This is a genomic window from Paraglaciecola hydrolytica (assembly GCF_001565895.1).
Classification (GTDB): Bacteria; Pseudomonadota; Gammaproteobacteria; order Enterobacterales; family Alteromonadaceae; genus Paraglaciecola; species Paraglaciecola hydrolytica.
The window spans coordinates 1-20301 of sequence record NZ_LSNE01000001.1 but is presented as its reverse complement, the minus strand read 5'-3'; the positions used below and the strand labels follow the sequence as shown (position 1 = coordinate 20301).

Genomic DNA, 20301 nt, shown 5'->3' with positions numbered 1-20301 from the left:
CGACTGTTCCTTACCTGAGTTTTAAGGTGGCTAAACCAATAAGCACTAAAATCAACGAGATGATCCAAAAGCGCACGATGACACGCGGCTCTGGCCAGCCTTTTAGTTCGTAATGATGATGAATAGGTGCCATTCTAAAAATTCGCTGACCGCGTAATTTAAAGGAGCCAACCTGTAAAATGACCGAGAGAGTTTCTGCTACAAATACGCCGCCCATAATGATCAATACAATCTCCTGACGGACTAATACGGCCAAAATGCCAAGCGTGCCGCCAAGAGCCAACGAACCTACATCACCCATAAACACTTGGGCTGGATAGGTGTTAAACCAAAGAAAACCTAAACCTGCACCAACGATGGCGGTACAAACAATCACCAGTTCGCTGGTTAATGGGATGTGTGGAATATTCAGATAAGCAGAAAAATTCACGTTACCTGTGGTGTAAGCAAAAATCGCAAAAGCACCGGCCACTAAGATAGTAGGCACTATGGCTAAGCCATCTAAACCGTCGGTTAAATTTACCGCATTGCTGGTGCCCACAATGACAAAATAGGTTGAGAATAAAAAGAACAAACCCATTTGCGGCATGACTTCTTTAAAAAACGGCACTAACAGGGCAGTTTCAGCCGGGTTTTGTTGGCTTGCGTATAAATACCAAGCGACAGCAATGGCGATAACCGATTGCCAGAAATACTTCCAGCGCGCAATCAGGCCCTTGGCATCTTTGCGGATCACCTTACGATAATCATCTACAAAACCAATCAAACCGTAACTAGCCACCACAAACAGGGTTACCCACACATAGCGATTGCTTAAATCTGCCCATAACAAAACACTAACGATAATCGCCGCTAAGATCAGTAAACCACCCATAGTCGGAGTACCGGATTTAACCAAATGAGTTTGTGGCCCGTCCGTTCTTACCGTTTGACCGATTTGCATATTTTGCAAAAAGCGGATCATTTTAGGACCGATGATTAAGGCAATTAATAAGGCTGTTAAGGTACTTAAAATGGCGCGCAGGGTTAGGTAAGTAAATACATTAAATCCCGCATCATATTGTTTTAGCCACTCGGCTAACCAAATTAACATGCGATACGCTCCCTAACCCTTTCAAACTTTCCCAAATCGGATTGCTCCAAGGCCGCTACCACTCTTTCCATCTTGGCGCTGCGTGAGCCTTTCACTAATATAGTGATGTCACGTTGCTCACCCGCTAGCTGACTTAACATAAAGTCATTAAGGGCCGCTAAATTGCTAAAGTGTTTACCTTGTCCAGCAAATACCATGCTGGCACTTTGACTTAACACTCCAAGGGTATAAAGCTGATCTATGCCTTTTTGTTTGGCATATTCACCCACTTGTTCATGATAATAACGAGACTTTTCGCCTAATTCGGCCATATCACCCAAGACTAGAATGCGGCGTCCTGCAAAACTCGACAACAAATCGATAGCCGCGTTGACTGAGGCCACGTTGGCGTTGTAGGTATCGTCTAAAATCTTAACTTGGTTGGTTAACTGTTTGACATGTAAACGGCCTGCCACATGGGGCATAAAGCGCAGACCTTCGGCAACATCATGTAAAGAAGCACCAACTCCCATAGCCAAAGCTGCTGCCACCAGTGCATTACCCACGTTGTGTAGACCGGGTAATGACAATGAAACACTGACACGTCCCTGTGGTGACACCAAATCAAACTGGGCGCAACCATCTAAACCTAAAATGGTATCTTCAGCATAAAAATCAGTGGGGCTTTCTATAGAAAAACTCTGAATTTTGCTCAAACGTAATTTGCTTTTCCAAAAATCATGAAATTGGCTATCGGCGTTGAGTACCGCTAAACCATGGCCTGGCAAGCCTTTGAATATTTCACTTTTAGCGCGAGCCACACCCAATAAACTGCCAAAACCTTCTAAATGAGCGGCCGCAGCATTCACTATGGTCGCCACATCGGGTTTAACTAAATTGGTGGTGTAAGCGATTTCGCCTAAATGATTAGCGCCCATTTCAACTACCGCGTAATCATGGTCATGCTCTAAACGTAATAGGGTAAGAGGTACACCGATGTCATTATTAAAATTGCCTTTTGTCGCTAACACTTTGCCACGACGGGACAAGATGGCAGCCACCATTTCTTTGACTGTGGTTTTACCGCTACTGCCGGTGATCCCCACGGTCAGCGGCGCAACACTGGCCTTAACCCCTGCAGCCAACGCGCCTAAGGCTAATTTAGTGTCTTCAACAACAATTTGCGGAAAGTCCATATCCAGTGGAGTAACAACAATGGCGGCAGTCGCTCCGGCATCTTTGGCTTGCTGCACAAATTTATGCCCATCAAAATTTGGACCTTGTAGGGCGATAAACAGATCACCGCTTTGGATTTGGCGAGTATCAGTACTCACCCCTGCGATAATCAGCTCAGCCTGACTTTCGTCTAGCAATTTGCCCTGTACTTGCTCAGTCACCCAAGATAGTGAAACTGGGATCATAGTGTTTTCCCCTGTTGAAACTGCCGAACAAACGCTCTTTCGTCGTAAGCTTGGCTTTGCTGCCCTATTATTTGATAATTTTCGTGACCTTTACCCGCCACCAAAATAATGTCTTGTTCTGTGCACTGTGCCGCAGCTAATTGAATGGCTTTGGTGCGACTGTGTTCAACTAAAATAGTCTCGCTTTCAAGGCAACCGAGTAGAATATCCTGGATAATCTTTACGGGTTCTTCGCTGCGCACGTTATCGTCAGTCAACACCACATGGTCGGCCAAACGTTCAGCAATCTCGCCCATCAAAGGACGTTTGCCTTTATCACGATCACCACCACAACCAAATACGCACCACAACTTGCCGCGGCAATGTTTGCGTAAGGCGCTTAAGGATTTTTCTAAGGCATCGGGAGTATGAGCATAATCCACCACTACGGTGGCTTTGCCAGGATGGGCAAACAATTCCATACGCCCCGCCACTGGGTTTAATTTTTGTGCTACATACATAAGGTTTTTCAAACTTTTGCCTAAGCACAACTGAGCACTGATGGCGGCTAGGACATTGGCCACATTAAATGCACCAATCAAACGCAAACGTAATTCACCATTACCCCATGAAGACTGCAAAGAGCAGCGCACTCCGCTGGCGGTATATTGCAGATTATTGGCTATGCAATAATGATATTCTTTGGGTATCGCCTTAACTGAAATATTCAAGCCATACAATACACCTTGCACTTGTGCTGGCTTGTCATTGAGCCAATTAAGATGTTCCGCATCATTACCGTTGATCACCGCGGCTTTTAAGCCAGGTTGTTGCAGTACCAAACGTTTAGCCTGGGCGTATTGTTCCATATTGTGATGATAATCAAGATGATCACGGCTTAGATTAGTAAATACTGCCACATCGGTTTTAACTGCCGCTAGACGCTGCTGTACTAAGGCATGTGAAGAAGCTTCAAGTGCCACTTGAAACGCGCCTTCACCAACAAATTCAGCCAATAAACGTTGCATGCTAATAGCATCTGGAGTGGTATTAACTGTCGTGCTTAATGGCTTGCCACTTTGATACAGACCTGACCCTAAAGTGCCAATGGATGCACAACGCTCACCCAATAATTTGGAGAGCTGGTTACACAATTGCACGACAGAGGTTTTGCCATTAGTGCCCGTCACCGCAACAACCGAAAGCGAATTCGCCGGCTGATGATAAAAATGCGCAGCCAAGGCAGAAAGTTGCTCAGCTAAGCCATAAAAATGGATCAACACGCTTTGCTCACGCATGCTGATCTGGCCGTGCTCTTCTTGGCTATCACACTGTGCGATAATCACTTTGGCACCCAAACTAACGGCTTGCGGAATAAAATCCCGACCGTCTTGGTTATGCCCTTTAAGCGCAACAAAGGCTTTATGGATACTAACTTCACGACTGTCGAGTACTAGGCTACTCACCATAATATCCGGTGCATCGATAGCAAAATGTGCCAACAAGGGTTGAATGCTTTGAGCAAAAGGCTCAGCAAACTGACTGTCGATAGACACCATATCAACCATCATGACTCACTCCTACAATGGCTGCCAACGACGATACGTTTTTATCATCGGGGGTGACATTAAGCATTTGTAAACTGCCCGCCATTACCTTGGAAAACACTGGCGCAGCCGTATCGCCGGCATAATATAAGTCGCCTTTTGGTTCGTTAATTAAAATAACCACGGCTAATTGAGGATCTGAAACCGGCGCGACACCGGCAAAAATGTTGACGTACTCTTCACCATAACCATTGGCAATGGCTTTACGGCTGGTACCTGTTTTACCTGCTACACGATAACCTGGTACGGCAGCCTTACGTGCAGTGCCTTTCTCTTGAACTACCGTTTCCATCATTTCCAATATTTGGCGTGCACCCTTCTCACTAATAACACGCTCGCTTTCGCTTGGCTGATCGCTTTTAACTATGCTCAAAGACCGTTTAATACCACCGTCGCCCAAAATGCTGTACATACGAGCAAGTTGTAAAGCCGTGACTGATATGCCGTAACCAAACGACAGAGTTGCTATATCAAAATCAGACCAACGTGGGCGTTCATTAAAAATACCATTGGTTTCACCCAATAAATTGGCACCACTGTCACTCATGAGTCCAACGTTATAAAACATGTCGATCAAATATTCTTTGGGTACTGACAAAGCCAGTTTAGATGTGCCCATATTGCTTGAATGGCGAATGATGTCTGTTAAATCCAGTTCACCGTAATTTTTCCCATCTCGTACTATCCTGCCACCAAGATGCATCATGCCAGGTGAGGTATTAATTTTTGTATGGGGAGTGGCCGAGCCAAATTCTAAAGCACTAAGTACAGCTAGGGGTTTAACCGCAGAACCTGGTTCATAAGCATCCGTCACTGCACGATTACGAATACGATGGGCCGAGACACCTTGACGATTATTAGGGTTATAGGATGGGCTGTTAACCAAGGCTAAAATTTCACCTGTGCGCACATCAGTAACGACCGCAGACGCTGAAGTTGCATTGTAATAACTTACCGCCCATTTAAGCTCCTTGTAGGCCAAAGCTTGAATGCGCTGATCAATAGTTAACTGAATATTGTGGGCTTCTTTACCCTCTTCAGTACTGAGAATTTCAACCTGACGACCTTTGCCATCACGGCGAATTTGGCGACTGCCCGGTGTACCCGTTAGCCATTCATTATAAAGTTTTTCAATCCCCTCAATGCCCTGATCATCCACATTAGTAAAACCAATCACGTGAGCAGATACTTCACCAGCAGGATAATAACGACGTGATTCATCACGTAAATAGACCCCATCGAGGTTGAGCTGGTCAACATAATCGGCCATGGCGGGTGATACCTGACGTTGCAGATACACAAAGCGTTTAGTGGGGTCGTTTAACTTGGCAATCAGATTTTCCACATCCAGACCGAGTACTTCGGCCAATGCTTGCCAACGTCTTTTATCAGTAAAACCTGCACTATCAGCGATTTTTTTAGGATCGGCCCATACGGCTCTGACGGGTACACTTACCGCCAACTGCTGCCCATTACGATCGGTAATCAAACCACGATGCATGGGATCATTGCGCGTCCGTAAAGTACGATTATCACCCTGTTGAATAAGTTGATCTGGCGACAATACTTGAATGTAAGCAGCGCGCACACCTAGGCCAACAAACACCAACATAATGACAAACAGCACTAACAAAAATCGCCAATGCAACAAAGTAGGAGCATTAAGTGCCTTAGACTGGGCCGAACGTTTAGTGTGCTTAAACTGGGTCATTTGATCCGCACCACTACTTCTTCACCAGGCTGAGGCCTGTGCATATTCAGTTTTTTTTCTACTAAGGTTTCAATGCGGTTGTGTTCAGTCAGTGCGCTTTGCTCTAACACTAAATGGCGCCACTCCACATCCAACTGATCTTGCTGCTGCATAAGTTTTTCCAGCGCAATCGCCATCTGCCGATTATGGTGAGCACTGAGGATAACCGCGCCAGCACTAAGCAATACCGCCAGAAACAACAAAACCCGCACAGGGTGGCGGGCTAAATCAGCAAAGATAAAACTGAGTAAATTGAAGTTGGTATTGGCGGTGGTCATAGTTTTTCCGCCACCCTTAATACCGCACTACGAGAACGTACATTTTGTTTTAACTCACTAGGCCCGGGCATGATGGCTTTGCCGATAAGTTTCATGGCCTTGGAGGCATCAATTTGCGCCTGCATGATGGGCATGCCATGGGGGAAGTCCTGACCTTTGCTTTGATCGCGGACAAAGCGTTTTACGATACGATCCTCTAAAGAATGAAAACTGATCACAGCCAAACGGCCACCAGGACTTAAGATTGACAACGCTAATTTGAGGGCAGTGCGTATTTCATCCAACTCACTATTGATATACATACGAATAGCTTGAAAGCTGCGAGTGGCAGGATGTTTAAACTTATCTTTAACCGGCACGGCCTCATCGATTATGGCGGCTAGTTGCAAAGTAGTTTCGATAGGTGCAATTGCACGGGCGTTTACAATGCCATGAGCGATACGTTTACCAAATTTTTCTTCACCCAGCTCTTTGATTACTTGAGTGATGTCTTGCTCATCAGCAATAGCTAACCACTGAGCTGCACTCAAACCTTTACTGGTATCCATGCGCATATCCAGCGGTCCTTCACGCATAAAACTAAAACCACGCTGAGCATCATCAAGTTGGGGTGAAGACACTCCTAAGTCCAACAAGATACCGTCGATTTTACCCACCAAGTTTAATTGCTCAGCCACTTCAGCCATTTGCGAAAAAGCCACATGGTGAATAGAAAAACGTGCATCATCGGCAAAGCGCTGGGCCGCAGCAATGGCCTGAGGATCACGATCCAAGGCAATTAAACGACCTTTAGGAGATAAAGCATTGAGGATATGTTGACTATGTCCACCACGGCCAAAAGTGCCATCCAGATAAATACCATCAGGATTGATCGCCAGTGCATCAAGAGACTCTTGTAATAACACCGAATAGTGGGAAAATTCGTTATCCATTACAGTGAAAAGTCCTGTAAACGCTCGGTCAACTCAAATTCAGCTTGTTGTTCAGTGACGACATCTAAACCAATCTGTTGCTGCCATACATCAGCATCCCAAAGCTCAAACTTATTAAACTGGCCCACCAGCATAATATTTTTGTCTAATTTAGCGTGTTGACGAAGAGGTGCGCTAAGCAGAAAACGCCCGTTTTTATCCATTTCTCCTTCCATGGCATAACCCAACAGCAAACGCTGCAAACGACGCTCATGAGGATTCATACTGGATAAACGGCTGAGTTTTAACTCGATTTCTTCCCATTCGGGAAGTGGGTAAAGCAGCAAGCAAGGTTGTTGTGTGTCGATTGTACAAACCAATTGTCCCTGACAATCGTCCAGCAAAGACTGACGATACCGAGTGGGTATCGTTACACGACCTTTGATATCTAAACTGATTGCATTAGCGCCGCGGAACATTCCCCTAACCTTTTTTATATTTTTATCTGTCGAATTGGATGGTTTATACGGTAAATTGACTTCTTAGATCCACTTTATGCCACTTTTACCCACGATGCACAGTTTATGTACCACTTGCATTACATGTCAAGGACTAAAAACAGCAAATAGACAGCTTTCCAAACCGCAGAAATTAAGGGTTTGCGGAAGTGTCTGATATCGCTGAAAAAAGGTTTTAGGTGGCGCTAACAGGCGACACCGAATTTACTGAAAATAGTGAGGTACTGAAGAGGAGTAACAAGCTTTAAACAAGTTAAATAAGCAAAACACCATAATTTATAAGATGCCCTGCCTTTAAATAATATTATACTATTTAAAACAGTGATGTTTAGATGATTTACCAATAAGAATCAAAGATTTATACCCAAAATCATTGGAATTGCACGGCGGCGGCGAAGGAACTCAGCCCCATGAGCTTAGTCCTACTAAGTGATTGGGATGAGTGAGTACAGCTAACAAACGTGCGGTTTCAAGGAAGAAGGTTAGGCTTCAAACCGAGTCAATTCAGCTAGATGTAAGTAGGAATAGTGTGCTTTGTTAAATGACATCAAACTTGAGCAGCAACTGCCAGTCGCCAATACTCTAGGTGAAGGTGTGATCTGGGATCACCGCACACAGCTTTTATATTGGACGGATATTCATAATAACTTATTGTATTGCACCAATCTCAACGGCGATATCAACACCTTCCCTTGCCCAGAGAAATTATGCAGCTTTGGTCTGAGCCTTGATCCACAATGGTTTATTTGTGCTTTTGCCTCAGGTTTTGCATTTTTTAACCCCAGTACCCAACAAATTCAGTGGATCGTAAAAACGCCGGTCAGTTTACCGAACTTACGCATGAATGATGGGCGGGTTGATCGCCAAGGTCGTTTTTGGGCCGGTTCTATGGTCGAACCGCCAATGGCTGAACACTTAACTGGCGCCCTTTATCGCTTAAATTTAGATAGTAGTTTGAGTGAACAACTAACAGGCATAGAAATCGCCAACAGCCTGTGTTGGAGCCCCAAAGCCGACAAAGTGTATTTTGCCGATTCACCCAAACGCCGTATTGACGTAGCTGAGTTTGATCCACTCACTGGCGATATGGGTCAGTTACAACTTTTTGCCACTACCGAGCCGGGAGCCTATCCAGATGGTGCCTGTATTGATAATGAAGGTTGTTTATGGAGCGCCCAGTGGGGTAGTTCAAGCGTAAAACGTTATAGCCCTGAAGGCCAATTATTGCTGACCTTAGCCCTGCCCTGCCAACAACCCTCCTGTGTGAGTTTTGCCGGCCCCGACTTACAATACTTGTGCATTACCTCAGCCAGACAAGGTTTACAAAGCGATACGCTAAGCCAAGATGATGGTGATATTTTTATTTTTACTACTCCCTACCGTGGATTACCTGAAGCCATATGTCGTATGGAAATTCCAAAAAATTAATATAAAAATACCAACTGGCTCAGCCAAGAGCAGAGACAAAAAAGAGAAGAATAATGGCAAATAAAATGTTTAGTGGAAACTTTACCCGCCACATAGTGCAGTCTTTGGGTAAAGCCATTGCTTTAGGGGAACATCCACAAGGTGAGCCATTACAGGCTGAAGCCTTATTGTGTGAATCCTTTGATGCAAGTCGTACGGTATTGCGCGAAGCAGTCAAAATGTTAACCGCCAAAGGCATGCTGGATGCACGTCCTAGACGCGGCACCATAGTTTTGCCCGAATCCCAGTGGAACCTTTCTGATCCTGATATCCTCAATTGGATGTTGGAGCGTCAAGGTTCATTGCCGATCATTGCTGAATTTGTGGATATGCGACTGGCCTTAGAGCCTGCCGCTGCGGGTTTAGCGGCACTTAATTTAAACCATGCCAGCCGCGATACGCTTAATCTGGCGATTGCCAGAATGGAAGCCACAGCAAACAGCGAGGATGATCATTTGGAAGCCGACATTGCCTTTCATGTGGGTATCTTAGCCGCTAGTAACAACCGTTTTTTCTGGAATATGCGCCATACCATCGACGTAGCCCTGCGTTTTAGTATTCGCATGACTAACCGCATTAAAGGAGTCGATAAAGCCAGTGTTGAAGATCATCGTCATATCCTCAACTATATTCTGGCAGGTGACCAACAAGGTGCAGAAAACGCGATGCGTGCTTTGCTCAATGAAGCTAAAACCTTAGTCAATAATGCCTTGGCGAATGAACTCGCCTTAAAAACGAAAACGGAAAAGTAGGAACAACAAGATGATTTCACAACAAAACTTCGGCCACATGGCCAATGGTCAAGAAGTAATACAATTCAGCTTAGTCAACGCTCAGGGTATGAGGGTTGAGATCCTCAATCTTGGTGGCATTATCCGCCGCTGGTTGGTGCCAAACAGTAGTGGGGCGCCCGTCGATATCGTATTGGGTTTTGATACTCTAGCCGATTACTTAGTCGACCAATCCTACCTTGGTACAGTGGTTGGCCGTTATGCCAACCGTATAAAACATGGCAAGTTCAGCCTACAAGGCCAACAATATCAGGTAGATGTGAATCAGGGTGGTAACTGTTTACATGGCGGCTCTGACGGCTTTCATCATCGTGTATGGACTGCCACTATCCTGAATCAAGGTGACGAACCCAGTCTATCGTTTGAACTCATAAGTGAAGATGGCGACCAAGGCTTTCCTGGACAACTTCGTGCCAAAGTGATTTATACTCTAAGTGCTAACAACACTCTTAAAATTGAGTATTTCGCCAGCAGCGATCAAACCACTGTCTACAACCCCACCCAGCATAGCTATTTTAATTTAGCCGGCCATCAAAGTGGCAACATCAACAGCCACAATGTGCAAATTCTCGCTAGCCATTTTACCCCCACCGACGCCAATGCCATTCCTAACGGAGAATTAGCTCAAGTGGCTGATACCCCCTTTGATTTGCGCAAACTGACACCCGTGACAAAAGGTCTTGGTGCTACAGATCATCAGCAAATTAAATATGGCAATGGTTTTGATCACAACTGGTGTTTAGATGATTATCAGGCAGGACTTAAACAGCCGTTTTATGCCGCCATGGCACAAGATACCCAATCTGGCCGTAAGTTAATAGTCAACACCACCATGCCGGGAATTCAGCTTTACACCGCCAACTATTTAGGCGCCGAGCCTATTGGTAAGGACGGAGTCGCCTATCAAGGCAATGGCGCCCTGTGTTTTGAAACCCAGTTTTACCCTGACTCACCGAATCAGCCATCTTTCCCTAGCGCTACGCTGGAAAAAGATCAGCAGTTTTACTCGGTGACGGAGTATCAAGTAATAGTCCCTAGCTAAGCCTTTAGCTTAGCTAGATTCTTTAAAGCATGGCCTGCGGCCACTAAGATTATGCGCTTCGCTTACCCGCATCCCTGCGGGATATGCCTGACCATATTTACGAGATAAATATAGGACAGCTTTAGCTGGCGTCAGGTAAAGTGCAAGGATGCACTTTACAAAAAAAGTGAGGCGAGCCACGGGACATGGTTTGAAATGAAGACATGGATGCCATAAGCGCCAGCGCATGCTTTTTAGCCCCAATGCTAATTCACAAATTCCGTAATATCAGCCACTCGCCTTTTTGGGTAAATTCAAGACGTTTTAAGGCACTCATGCCTAACAGTATTTCATCGCTTTGATCATTAGGGTTAATACTGGCACTTACGTTAAACAACTGAATATCGCCTATGGATAATTGATCTATGGTGGTTTGTGCTACCTGAATAACGCCATTGGCGGTTTGTACCGGATACATGGTCCCTGCACGTAAGTTAAGTCTGTCGGCTAAGTGCCGTGGCACCGAAACATGAGTTGCGCCGGTGTCTAACATAAAGATCACGGGCTGCTGGTTCACTAAACCCGATGTCACGTAGTGGCCGCCCCGATTTTGCTGTAATTTTACTTCACTCACACCTTGTGAAGTGACTGAATCCGGCTTGCGATTTGGATTAAATTGCTCAGTTAATTGCTCATCAAACACCAGTGTTAATAGCCCGAGTCCTGCGATCCAAGCAATAACCAACATACCTTTTCCAATTTTACTTTGTTGCTCAGACAAGTGCTTTTACTCCACCTTTTTAAACATGGTACTTGACCACGCTAACATTCAGGCTGCTATGATAGCGGTATTCTGCTGAAAATTTTACAAGAAGTCATATTATCAATCACTTAGGTCCTGCTGAATTCTTTCCTGCTGCGCAAAGTTGTCCTACTACTCATTGGGATACCAGGCCCAAGGCTGATGATGTTTCACTACTGGTCATTCACAATATTTCCCTACCACCCAAACAATTTGGTGGCAGTTATATTGAGCAATTTTTTTGTGGTCAGCTAGATAAAGATAAACACCCATATTTTGTCGAAATCGCTGATATGCGAGTGTCTGCCCATTGCCTGATCAAACGCAATGGCCAGATAGTGCAGTTTGTACCATTTTCACAACGTGCATGGCATGCAGGTAAATCGAGTTTTCAAGGCCGTGCTATTTGCAACGATTATTCTATTGGTATCGAGTTAGAAGGGAGTGATGATATTCCCTATACCTCTGAGCAGTATCAAAGTTTAGTCACTGTGAGTCGCCACATCATGACCTATTATCCCCACATTAATCTTTCACGAATTGTTGGCCATAATGATATTGCACCGGGCCGTAAGACTGATCCCGGCAGCGCCTTTAATTGGCCGTTCTTTCGTCAGTCATTGTTTGCGTAAGCGGCAAGTGTTACTTGCTTAAAACTTAAGTGATATATTGTTTACATAGGTTATGCTCAAAATAATTGGGATTGCACGGCGGCGGCAAAATGAGTGCAGCCGACAAAACGTGCAGTTTCAACGATGAAGGGCATATAAAGGCATAGTTTATTTGGAGATAAAACCTGATGACAATTATCAGTTTGCTACTGGTATTACTGGTTGAACGTGTAACGACCAAATCACAATATTGGCAGTTCGAGTTTTATTTTAATAAATACCAAGGATCAGCCGCTAGTCTAAAAAATCAGGACTCAGATACTAGGTCGTGGTGGTGGTTGGCTATCATAATAGTGCCTGTCATAGCGGTGTATTTCCTCGTACAAAAATTTTCACATGGCTTGTTTGAATTGGTGCTCAGTACAGCAATTTTAATGGTTTGTGTGGGTTGCCCGGCCGTGCGTGCCACCTATAAATGTTTTTTACAAGCAGCAAATCGTGGTGATCTTGAAGCCTGTAGTTTATATGCTGACCAAATCGGTGAGCCTGAAGAAAACCTAGAAGATTTTGGGCGTAATTTGGTATGGCAAAATTACCTGCATTACGCCTCTGTTATATTGTGGTTTACCGCACTAGGAGCCAGTGGCGCTTTGCTTTATGTATTAGCCCGAGAAACCTATAAACAGCTTAAAATCACTCGACATCCCTCCGCTGCTGATGCACGTGTTTTAATGCATGTACTTGACTGGGTGCCTGTGCGCATTACTGCCTTAGGATTTTTATTGGTTGGACATTTTTCCCGCGCCTTTCCTACCTGGTTCGGTCATTTACTTGATCCACAAATTTCTGCCAAAACTTTGTTAATTGATGTCGCAGTACAAGCCGAAGAAGTTGAACGAGACGAAAACAATTGTGCTCAAGAACCCTGCACCTTGGTACGTTTGGCTAAACGAAATGTGATGTTTATTTTGGTTGCTATCGCATTATTAACCCTTTCTGGTTGGATAAATTAGTTGGTCTGACCACCAAAGTCGTTCTAAAAACCCTCGATAAATCAAGGGAAAGGAGATATTTTCGAGGGTTCTTCTGCCCTGATATTAAATTGTTGTTTACCCAGCCTTTAATGTCTACTAAGCTATTAGGTTAAATGGTCTTACCAATTTACCGTAATGACTTTAGTTAGCCAAAGGGCAGTAATGCGCAAAGTTCAATCCAGAAAACTATCCGACGACATCATGGAGCAGCTTGAATCCATGATACTCGATGGCACGTTTTTAGCCGGACAAAAACTTCCGCCGGAAAGAGAGCTCGCTGAAAAATTTGCGGTATCTCGCCCTTCAGTACGTGAAGCCATACAAAAATTAGAAGCCAAAAATTTAGTTGAACGTAAACAAGGTGGCGGCACCTTTGTTAAGCCAAGATTAAATGAATTAATTACCGATCCCTTGTTGTTATTGTTGTCTGATCGGCCAGAAATGCAGTTTGATTTATTAGAGTTTCGTCATGCCCTTGAAGGCATGGCCGCTTATTATGCTGCATTACGTGGTCAACCCGATGATTTTAGCGCACTACAAAAGGCCTTGAGTGATTTACCACTTGGGGCTAATTCATCGGATAAAAGTATCGAAGCAAAAGCCTTAGTCAATTTTTACCTGACCATGGCTGGCGCCGCGCATAACTTGGTATTACTGCATGTTATGCGTAGTTTACAAACGATGCTGCAAGACAATATTCAACGCAACTTGGAAGTGTTGGCTAGTCATGCAGAAGCACAACTGACGATAAATCGGCAGAGGGAGCTTATCGTTCACGCGATATTGGCTGGCGATCCTGAACGTGCACGTCAAGCCAGTAATGAACATTTAGCATTTATAGAAGAAACCTTATTAAACATTAATCGCCAAGACATGCGCATGCAGCGTGCCTTGCGGCGGATAGAAGTAAAATAAAACAACTTATCGAATTTAAGCCCCTTAACGGAAAATCTACTATCCTTAGGGGTTTTCAATAAGTGTCACCATTAACAATTTAAAATAGGAAAGCACCATGGCTGATATGATGCATTCGGATGTTGATCCACAAGAAACCCAAGAATGGTTAGATGCGCTAGACGCAGTACTGGCAGCAGAAGGCCCAGAACGAGCCCATTTTCTGCTTGAAAGTTTAATTGATAAGGCTCGTCGCAATGGGGCGCATTTGCCCTACACAGCGACTACTGCCTATATCAATACAATTCCAGTAGCTCAAGAGCCTACTATGCCTGGCGATCGAACAATGGAAGCACGTATTCGTGCGGCTATTCGTTGGAATGCATTGATGATTGTTTTACGTGCCTCTAGGAAAAACTTAGAACTAGGTGGCCACATTGGCAGTTTTGCTTCTTCTGCCATGTTATATGATGTAGGTTTCAACCATTTCTTCAAAGGCCCTAACGCGGTAAACGGTGGAGACTTTATTTTCTCGCAAGGCCATATCTCACCGGGTATTTATGCGCGTTCTTTTGTTGAAGGTGCCTTAACGGCTGAACAATTAGATAACTTCCGTCAGGAATGTGATGGCAACGGTTTATCTTCTTATCCTCATCCACATTTGATGAAAGACTACTGGCAGTTCCCTACTGTTTCTATGGGCTTAGGTCCATTGCAGGCGATTTATACTGCACGTTTTTTGAAATACCTAACCGACCGTGGCATTAAAGATTGCTCAGGTCAGCGCGTCTATTGTTATATGGGTGATGGTGAGTGTGATGAGCCAGAATCATTAGGTGCTATCGGCCTTGCTACCCGTGAAGGTTTAGACAACCTGACGTTTGTGATTAACTGTAACTTACAGCGCCTTGATGGCCCGGTACGTGGTAATGGCAAAATCATCCAAGAACTTGAAGGTACCTTCCGTGGCGCTGGCTGGGAAGTCTTAAAAGTCATTTGGGGCAGCTATTGGGATGCTCTTCTGGCACGCGACAAATCAGGTAAATTAATGCAGTTGATGGCAGAAACAGTGGACGGTGAATACCAAAACTGTAAAGCCAAAGGCGGCAAATATACTCGCGAAAACTTCTTCAACAAATATCCTGAAACGGCGGCACTTGTAGCCAATATGTCAGACGAAGAAATTTTCCGCTTAAACCGCGGTGGTCATGATCCGGTTAAAGTATTCGCGGCTTACCAAAAAGCTATCGACACTAAAGGCCGTCCTAGCGTTATCTTAGCGAAAACCATCAAAGGTTTTGGTTTAGGTGCCTCAGGTGAAGCCTTAAACATTGCCCATAACGTTAAAAAAATGGACGTGGATTCAATTAAGAATTTCCGTGACCGTTTTAATATCCCTGTTGCAGACGAGGATATCGCTGAACTTCCTTACTTTAAGTTTGCTGAAGACAGTCCAGAACTTAAATACATGAAAGCGCGCCGCGAAGCCTTAGGTGGCACTTTACCTGCGCGTCGTGCACAAGCTGAAGAAACGCTAGAAACGCCAGAATTATCAGCTTTTGATGCTATTTTGAAAGGTTCTGGTGATCGTGAAGTATCGTCGACCATGACTTTTGTGCGGGTACTAACCGCCCTACTAAAAGACAAAAAAATCGGCAATCGCATTGTGCCTATCATTCCAGATGAAGCCCGTACCTTTGGTATGGAAGGTTTGTTTCGTCAAGTGGGTATTTACGCCAATGAAGGACAAAAATACATTCCGCAAGATGCTGACCAAGTGGCTTACTACCGTGAAGACAAAAAAGGTCAGGTATTACAAGAAGGTATTAACGAGTTAGGTGCAATGGCATCATGGGTTGCTTCTGGTACGTCTTATTCAACCTGTAATACCACGACGATTCCGTTCTACACTTATTACTCAATGTTTGGTTTCCAACGTGTTGGCGATTTAGCTTGGGCAGCCGGTGATAGTCAGGCACGTGGTTTCTTATTGGGTGCCACGGCTGGCCGTACTACCCTAAACGGCGAAGGTTTACAGCACCAAGATGGTCACTCACATGTACAAGCTAACTTAATCCCTAACTGCGTAACTTACGATCCAACATACGGTTATGAAATCGCGGTTATCATTCAACACGGTTTACGCCGTATGTATGTTGAAAACCAAAATGTTTTCTACTACATCACCCTGATGAATGAAAACTATCAACATCCTGCTATGCCGGAAGATCCTAAGGTTGCAGAGCAAATCATTAAGGGTATTTACAAACTTGAGCGTGTAGAAACGAAAAAAGCCAAAGCAAACGTGCAGCTTTTAGGTTCTGGTACGATTTTAAACGAAGTACGTAAAGCCGCACAAATACTCAGTGCAGATTACAATATTTCGTCTGATGTTTATTCGGTTACTTCATTCAACGAGTTAGCTCGTGAAGGTCAAGACGTAGTGCGTTGGAATATGCTAAATCCAGAGTCTAAGCAAAAACAAGCTTATATCAGTACTGTGATCACTAAAGATGCTGGCCCTGCCATTGCCGCAACAGATTACATTAAATCCTATTCAGACCAAGTTCGTGCCTTTATCGATACTGAATATCGTTGTTTAGGAACTGATGGTTTTGGTCGTTCTGATAGTCGTGAAAACTTACGTACTCACTTTGAAGTTAATGCGGGTTATGTCGTGGTTGCGGCATTATTTGAATTAGCCAATAAAGGTACGGTAGACAAAAAGCTCGTGACTGAAGCGATTAAGAAGTTCGGTATTAAAACCGATAAAATGAACCCGCTGTACGCGTAATTTGTGACTAGATAAAGGAGACCCTTATGTCTGATATTCAAAAAATTCTAGTCCCAGATGTTGGCGGCGAAGAAGTTGAGATTATTGAAATTTGTTTTGCCGTTGGTGACACACTAGAAGCCAACGACGGTATTATTACGGTTGAAACTGACAAAGCTTCGATGGATATTCCTGCGCCAATGGCCGGTGAATTACTAAGCTTGGCGGTCAAAGTCGGTGACAAAATTAAAGAAGGTGATGTCATCGGTGAGATTAAAGCCGCTGGCGCTGCAAAAGCCGAAGAAGCCCCAAAAGCTAAAGCAGAGCCTGAAGCCGTTGCACCAGCCAAAGAAGAAAAAGCCCCAGAGCCACAGGCGGCAAAGGCTGAAGAACCAGCTCAAGCAACTGAAGCTGAAATTATCGAAGTCACAGTACCCGATATTGGTGGCGACACTGATGTTGAAGTGATCGAAATTTTAGTCGCTGTGGGTGACAAAATTGAAGCAGAAGTCGGTTTAGTCACGCTTGAAACTGACAAAGCCACTATGGATGTGCCTGCGCCTAAAGGCGGTATAGTCAAAGAAGTTAAATTAAAGGTCGGTGATAAAGTATCACAAGGCTCTTTAGTGATACTGCTTGAAGTACAAGGCGCTACCGCCCCTGCAGCTAAACCAGCTCCAGTAGCTGACAAACCTGTTGCTGCGCCAGCGCCGCAAGCGGCCCCGGTTGCATCATCTGCTCCAGCACCTGCGGCTCCAGCTGCAAGTGTAACCTCAGGTTTAGTGCATAGCTCACCTTCAGTACGTCGTACTGCCCGTGAATTTGGCGTGGATTTAAGTCTAGTAAAAGGCACTGGCCGTAAAAACCGTATACTACGTGAAGACGTGCAAAACTATGTAAAAGCTGAATTAGCTAAACCTAAATCAGCAGGCGGTAGCGCAGGCTCAGTTGGCGACAACGTATTGCAAATCGCCACAGTTAAGCCCATTGATTTCAGTAAATTTGGTGAAATTGAAGTATTGCCTTTAACTCGTATTCAGAAAATTTCTGGGCCATTTTTACATCGTAACTGGGTGACTATTCCCCATGTTACCCAGTTTGATGAAGCCGATATCACTGATGTTGAAGAGTTCCGTAAAGAGCAAAATGCCTATCATGCAAAAACTAAGTCGGGTTTAAAAATCACTCCTCTGGTATTTGTGATGAAAGCAGTGGCTAAAGCGCTGGAGAAATTCCCGACCTTCAACTCATCCTTGTCTGATGATGGCGAAAGCTTGATATTGAAAAAGTTTATCAATATCGGCATTGCGGTAGAAACTCCTGGTGGTTTAGTGGTTCCGGTAATTCGTGATGTAAACAAAAAAGGGATTGAACAGCTGTCTCAAGAGCTTATCGAAATATCAGGTAAAGCCCGTGACGGCAAGTTAAAAGCAGCCGATATGCAGGGCGGCACCTTTACCATCTCTAGTTTAGGTGGCATTGGAGGCACAGCATTTACGCCGATAGTTAATGCCCCAGAAGTCGCGATCTTAGGTGTATCTAAATCAGACTTTAAGCCTAAGTGGAACGGTAAAGAGTTTGTACCACGTTTGATGGTGCCTTTAAGTTTATCTTATGATCATCGAGTGATTGATGGTGCGGTAGGTGCACGCTTCTCAACTGAAGTGGCGGCAAACTTAACTGATTTACGTAGGTTGGTTCTTTAGTAAAAAAGCGGTAGCATTTAACCGTTACCGCTTAATTACTTAGCATTAAATAGAATTTATTCGCGGTATGTAGATAACACCACATACTGTTACAAATAGCATAAATTGAGGTTCACATGAGCGAAATAAAAACACAGCTTGTTGTATTAGGTGCAGGCCCTGGTGGTTACTCTGCGGCATTCCGTGCTGCTGACTTAGGTATTGAAGCCGTTATCGTTGACGCCCGTGAAACATTGGGTGGCGTATGTTTAAACGTAGGTTGTATCCCTTCTAAAGCTCTACTACACGTCGCGAAAGTAATCGATGATGCCAAAGAAATGGCCGCTCACGGTGTTACTTTTGGCGAGCCTAAAATCGATTTAGATAAAGTACGTGGTTGGAAAGACAGTGTTGTTAGTCAGTTGACTAAAGGCCTGAGCGGCATGTCTAAAATGCGCAAAGTAAAACATGTGCAAGGTTACGGCAAATTTACTGGCAGCAATACTTTAGAAGTCGATGGCCCAGATGGTAAAACTGTCATCACTTTTGACAATGCCATCATTGCCGCAGGTTCAGAGCCAGTGAGCTTGCCTTTCATTCCAAAAGATGATGCTCGCGTAATCGACTCAACCGGCGCCCTTGAAATGGCCGACATCCCAGGCAAAATGTTAGTCCTAGGTGGCGGTATTATTGGCTTAGAAATGGGTACGGTATATCGTGCACTTGGCTCACAAATTGATGTCGTTGAGTTTTTAGATCAACTGGTACCTGCCGCTGATAAAGACGTGGTTAAGATTTACCAAAAATTCATCAAAGACAAATTCAACGTCATGTTAGAAACCAAAGTCACTGGCGTTGAAGCTAAAAAAGACGGTTTGTATGTGACTTTTGAAGGCAAACAAGCGCCTGCTGAAGCAGTTCGTTATGACAAAGTATTGGTTGCTGTTGGTCGTCGTCCTAACGGTAAATTGATTGATGCCGAAAAAGCCGGCGTTCATGTTGATGAGCGTGGTTTTATCAATGTTGATAAACAATTACGTACTAACGTAGCGCACATTTTTGCTATTGGTGATGTAATTGGTCAACCTATGTTAGCCCATAAAGCGGTACATGAAGGCCACGTTGCTGCCGAAGTTATTTCAGGCATGAAACACTACTTTGATCCTAAGTGCATTCCTTCTGTTGCTTATACCGATCCAGAAATGGCTTGGGTAGGTATCACTGAGAAAGAAGCCAAAGAACAAGGCTTGAAAGTAGAAAGCGCAAGCTTCCCATGGGCGGCATCAGGCCGTGCTATTGCTTCTGGTCGTACAGAAGGTATGACTAAACTTATCTTTGATAAAGATTCACATCGCATTTTAGGTGGTGCCATTGTGGGTATCAACGCCGGTGAAATGTTAGGTGAAATTGGCTTAGCTATTGAAATGGGCGCTGATGCAGAAGACATCGCTTTAACCATTCATGCTCACCCTACACTTAACGAGTCTATTGGTTTAGCGGCAGAAATGTACGAAGGTAGCATTACTGACTTGCCTAATCCTAAAGCCAAGAAAAAGTAAGCTTTAAACAATTAAATTGATTAAGGGCCTACGGGCTAATGCCAGTCAGTTAAGCTGACTGGCATTTTTCTGTTTGTGGGGGTATCGACTTGTTTTGGGCTTTATCCATCTTGGGTAAGCTCTTTCCT

General features: G+C 44.4%; 17 protein-coding genes. 9 read left to right on the top strand and 8 right to left on the bottom strand.

Translation table 11 applies throughout. The annotated features are described in order from the left end of the window. Nucleotides 1-10 precede the first annotated feature (10 nt). Genes mraY through mraZ form a run of 7 tightly spaced genes read right to left on the bottom strand, consistent with a single transcriptional unit; the run spans nt 11 to nt 7497 of the window. A complete protein-coding gene (gene mraY / locus AX660_RS00085; RefSeq protein ID WP_068370685.1) occupies nt 11-1093 on the bottom strand; it encodes a phospho-N-acetylmuramoyl-pentapeptide-transferase in 1083 nt (360 codons plus the stop codon). After that, nucleotides 1087-2493: a UDP-N-acetylmuramoyl-tripeptide--D-alanyl-D-alanine ligase gene (locus AX660_RS00080; protein WP_068370682.1), complete on the bottom strand. Its 1407-nt coding sequence runs from the start codon at nt 2491-2493 to the stop codon at nt 1087-1089. Before AX660_RS00080 ends, mraY begins: the two co-directional genes overlap by 7 nt. Then, the gene (murE, locus tag AX660_RS00075; RefSeq protein ID WP_235594622.1) at nt 2490-4043 is read right to left on the bottom strand and encodes a UDP-N-acetylmuramoyl-L-alanyl-D-glutamate--2,6-diaminopimelate ligase; all 1554 of its coding nucleotides are present in this window, start codon (nt 4041-4043) and stop codon (nt 2490-2492) included. The genes AX660_RS00080 and murE overlap by 4 nt, the downstream gene beginning before the upstream one ends. Continuing rightward, a complete protein-coding gene (locus tag AX660_RS00070; protein ID WP_068370679.1) occupies nt 4033-5790 on the bottom strand; it encodes a penicillin-binding transpeptidase domain-containing protein in 1758 nt (585 codons plus the stop codon). Before AX660_RS00070 ends, murE begins: the two co-directional genes overlap by 11 nt. Then, on the bottom strand, nt 5787-6107 hold the full coding sequence (gene ftsL, locus AX660_RS00065; protein WP_068370676.1) for a cell division protein FtsL: 321 nt from the start codon (nt 6105-6107) through the stop codon (nt 5787-5789). The genes AX660_RS00070 and ftsL overlap by 4 nt, the downstream gene beginning before the upstream one ends. Beyond that, nucleotides 6104-7039: a 16S rRNA (cytosine(1402)-N(4))-methyltransferase RsmH gene (gene rsmH / locus AX660_RS00060; protein WP_068370673.1), complete on the bottom strand. Its 936-nt coding sequence runs from the start codon at nt 7037-7039 to the stop codon at nt 6104-6106. The genes ftsL and rsmH overlap by 4 nt, the downstream gene beginning before the upstream one ends. Then, complete coding sequence (gene mraZ, locus AX660_RS00055; RefSeq protein ID WP_068370668.1) at nt 7039-7497, bottom strand: division/cell wall cluster transcriptional repressor MraZ; 459 nt, start codon at nt 7495-7497, stop codon at nt 7039-7041. Before mraZ ends, rsmH begins: the two co-directional genes overlap by 1 nt. 573 nt (nt 7498-8070) lie before the next feature. On the opposite strand from mraZ, the gene AX660_RS00050 reads away from it, so the two are divergent. Genes AX660_RS00050 through AX660_RS00040 form a run of 3 tightly spaced genes read left to right on the top strand, consistent with a single transcriptional unit; the run spans nt 8071 to nt 10836 of the window. Then, nucleotides 8071-8964 carry an SMP-30/gluconolactonase/LRE family protein gene (locus AX660_RS00050; protein ID WP_068370666.1) on the top strand — a complete coding sequence of 298 codons (894 nt, stop codon included), beginning with the start codon at nt 8071-8073 and terminating at the stop codon, nt 8962-8964. Nucleotides 8965-9017: 53 nt separating this feature from the next. Next, nucleotides 9018-9755 carry a FadR/GntR family transcriptional regulator gene (locus AX660_RS00045; RefSeq protein WP_235594621.1) on the top strand — a complete coding sequence of 246 codons (738 nt, stop codon included), beginning with the start codon at nt 9018-9020 and terminating at the stop codon, nt 9753-9755. A gap of 10 nt (nt 9756-9765) precedes the next feature. Then, the gene (locus AX660_RS00040) at nt 9766-10836 is read left to right on the top strand and encodes an aldose epimerase family protein (protein WP_068370664.1); all 1071 of its coding nucleotides are present in this window, start codon (nt 9766-9768) and stop codon (nt 10834-10836) included. Between the two features lie 250 nt (nt 10837-11086). On the opposite strand, the gene AX660_RS00035 is transcribed toward AX660_RS00040, so the two are convergent. After that, nucleotides 11087-11563, bottom strand: a complete 477-nt coding sequence (locus AX660_RS00035) for a retropepsin-like aspartic protease family protein (protein WP_068371073.1) — start codon at nt 11561-11563, stop codon at nt 11087-11089. Between the two features lie 131 nt (nt 11564-11694). Here AX660_RS00035 and ampD point away from each other — a divergent pair, with 131 nt between their 5' ends. From ampD to lpdA, 6 genes are all read left to right on the top strand, one after another. Then, nucleotides 11695-12249 carry a 1,6-anhydro-N-acetylmuramyl-L-alanine amidase AmpD gene (gene ampD, locus AX660_RS00030; RefSeq protein ID WP_082768664.1) on the top strand — a complete coding sequence of 185 codons (555 nt, stop codon included), beginning with the start codon at nt 11695-11697 and terminating at the stop codon, nt 12247-12249. Nucleotides 12250-12416: 167 nt separating this feature from the next. Next, complete coding sequence (gene ampE / locus AX660_RS00025; protein WP_068370659.1) at nt 12417-13241, top strand: beta-lactamase regulator AmpE; 825 nt, start codon at nt 12417-12419, stop codon at nt 13239-13241. Between the two features lie 183 nt (nt 13242-13424). Continuing rightward, nucleotides 13425-14177, top strand: a complete 753-nt coding sequence (gene pdhR, locus AX660_RS00020) for a pyruvate dehydrogenase complex transcriptional repressor PdhR (protein ID WP_068370656.1) — start codon at nt 13425-13427, stop codon at nt 14175-14177. 97 nt (nt 14178-14274) lie between these two features. Beyond that, entirely contained in the window at nt 14275-16950 is a 2676-nt protein-coding gene (aceE, locus tag AX660_RS00015) for a pyruvate dehydrogenase (acetyl-transferring), homodimeric type (RefSeq protein ID WP_068370653.1), read from the top strand. Between the two features lie 26 nt (nt 16951-16976). After that, a complete protein-coding gene (gene aceF / locus AX660_RS00010; protein WP_068370651.1) occupies nt 16977-18635 on the top strand; it encodes a dihydrolipoyllysine-residue acetyltransferase in 1659 nt (552 codons plus the stop codon). A 116-nt stretch (nt 18636-18751) separates the two neighbouring features. After that, nucleotides 18752-20173, top strand: a complete 1422-nt coding sequence (lpdA, locus tag AX660_RS00005; protein WP_068370648.1) for a dihydrolipoyl dehydrogenase — start codon at nt 18752-18754, stop codon at nt 20171-20173. Nucleotides 20174-20301 lie beyond the last annotated feature (128 nt).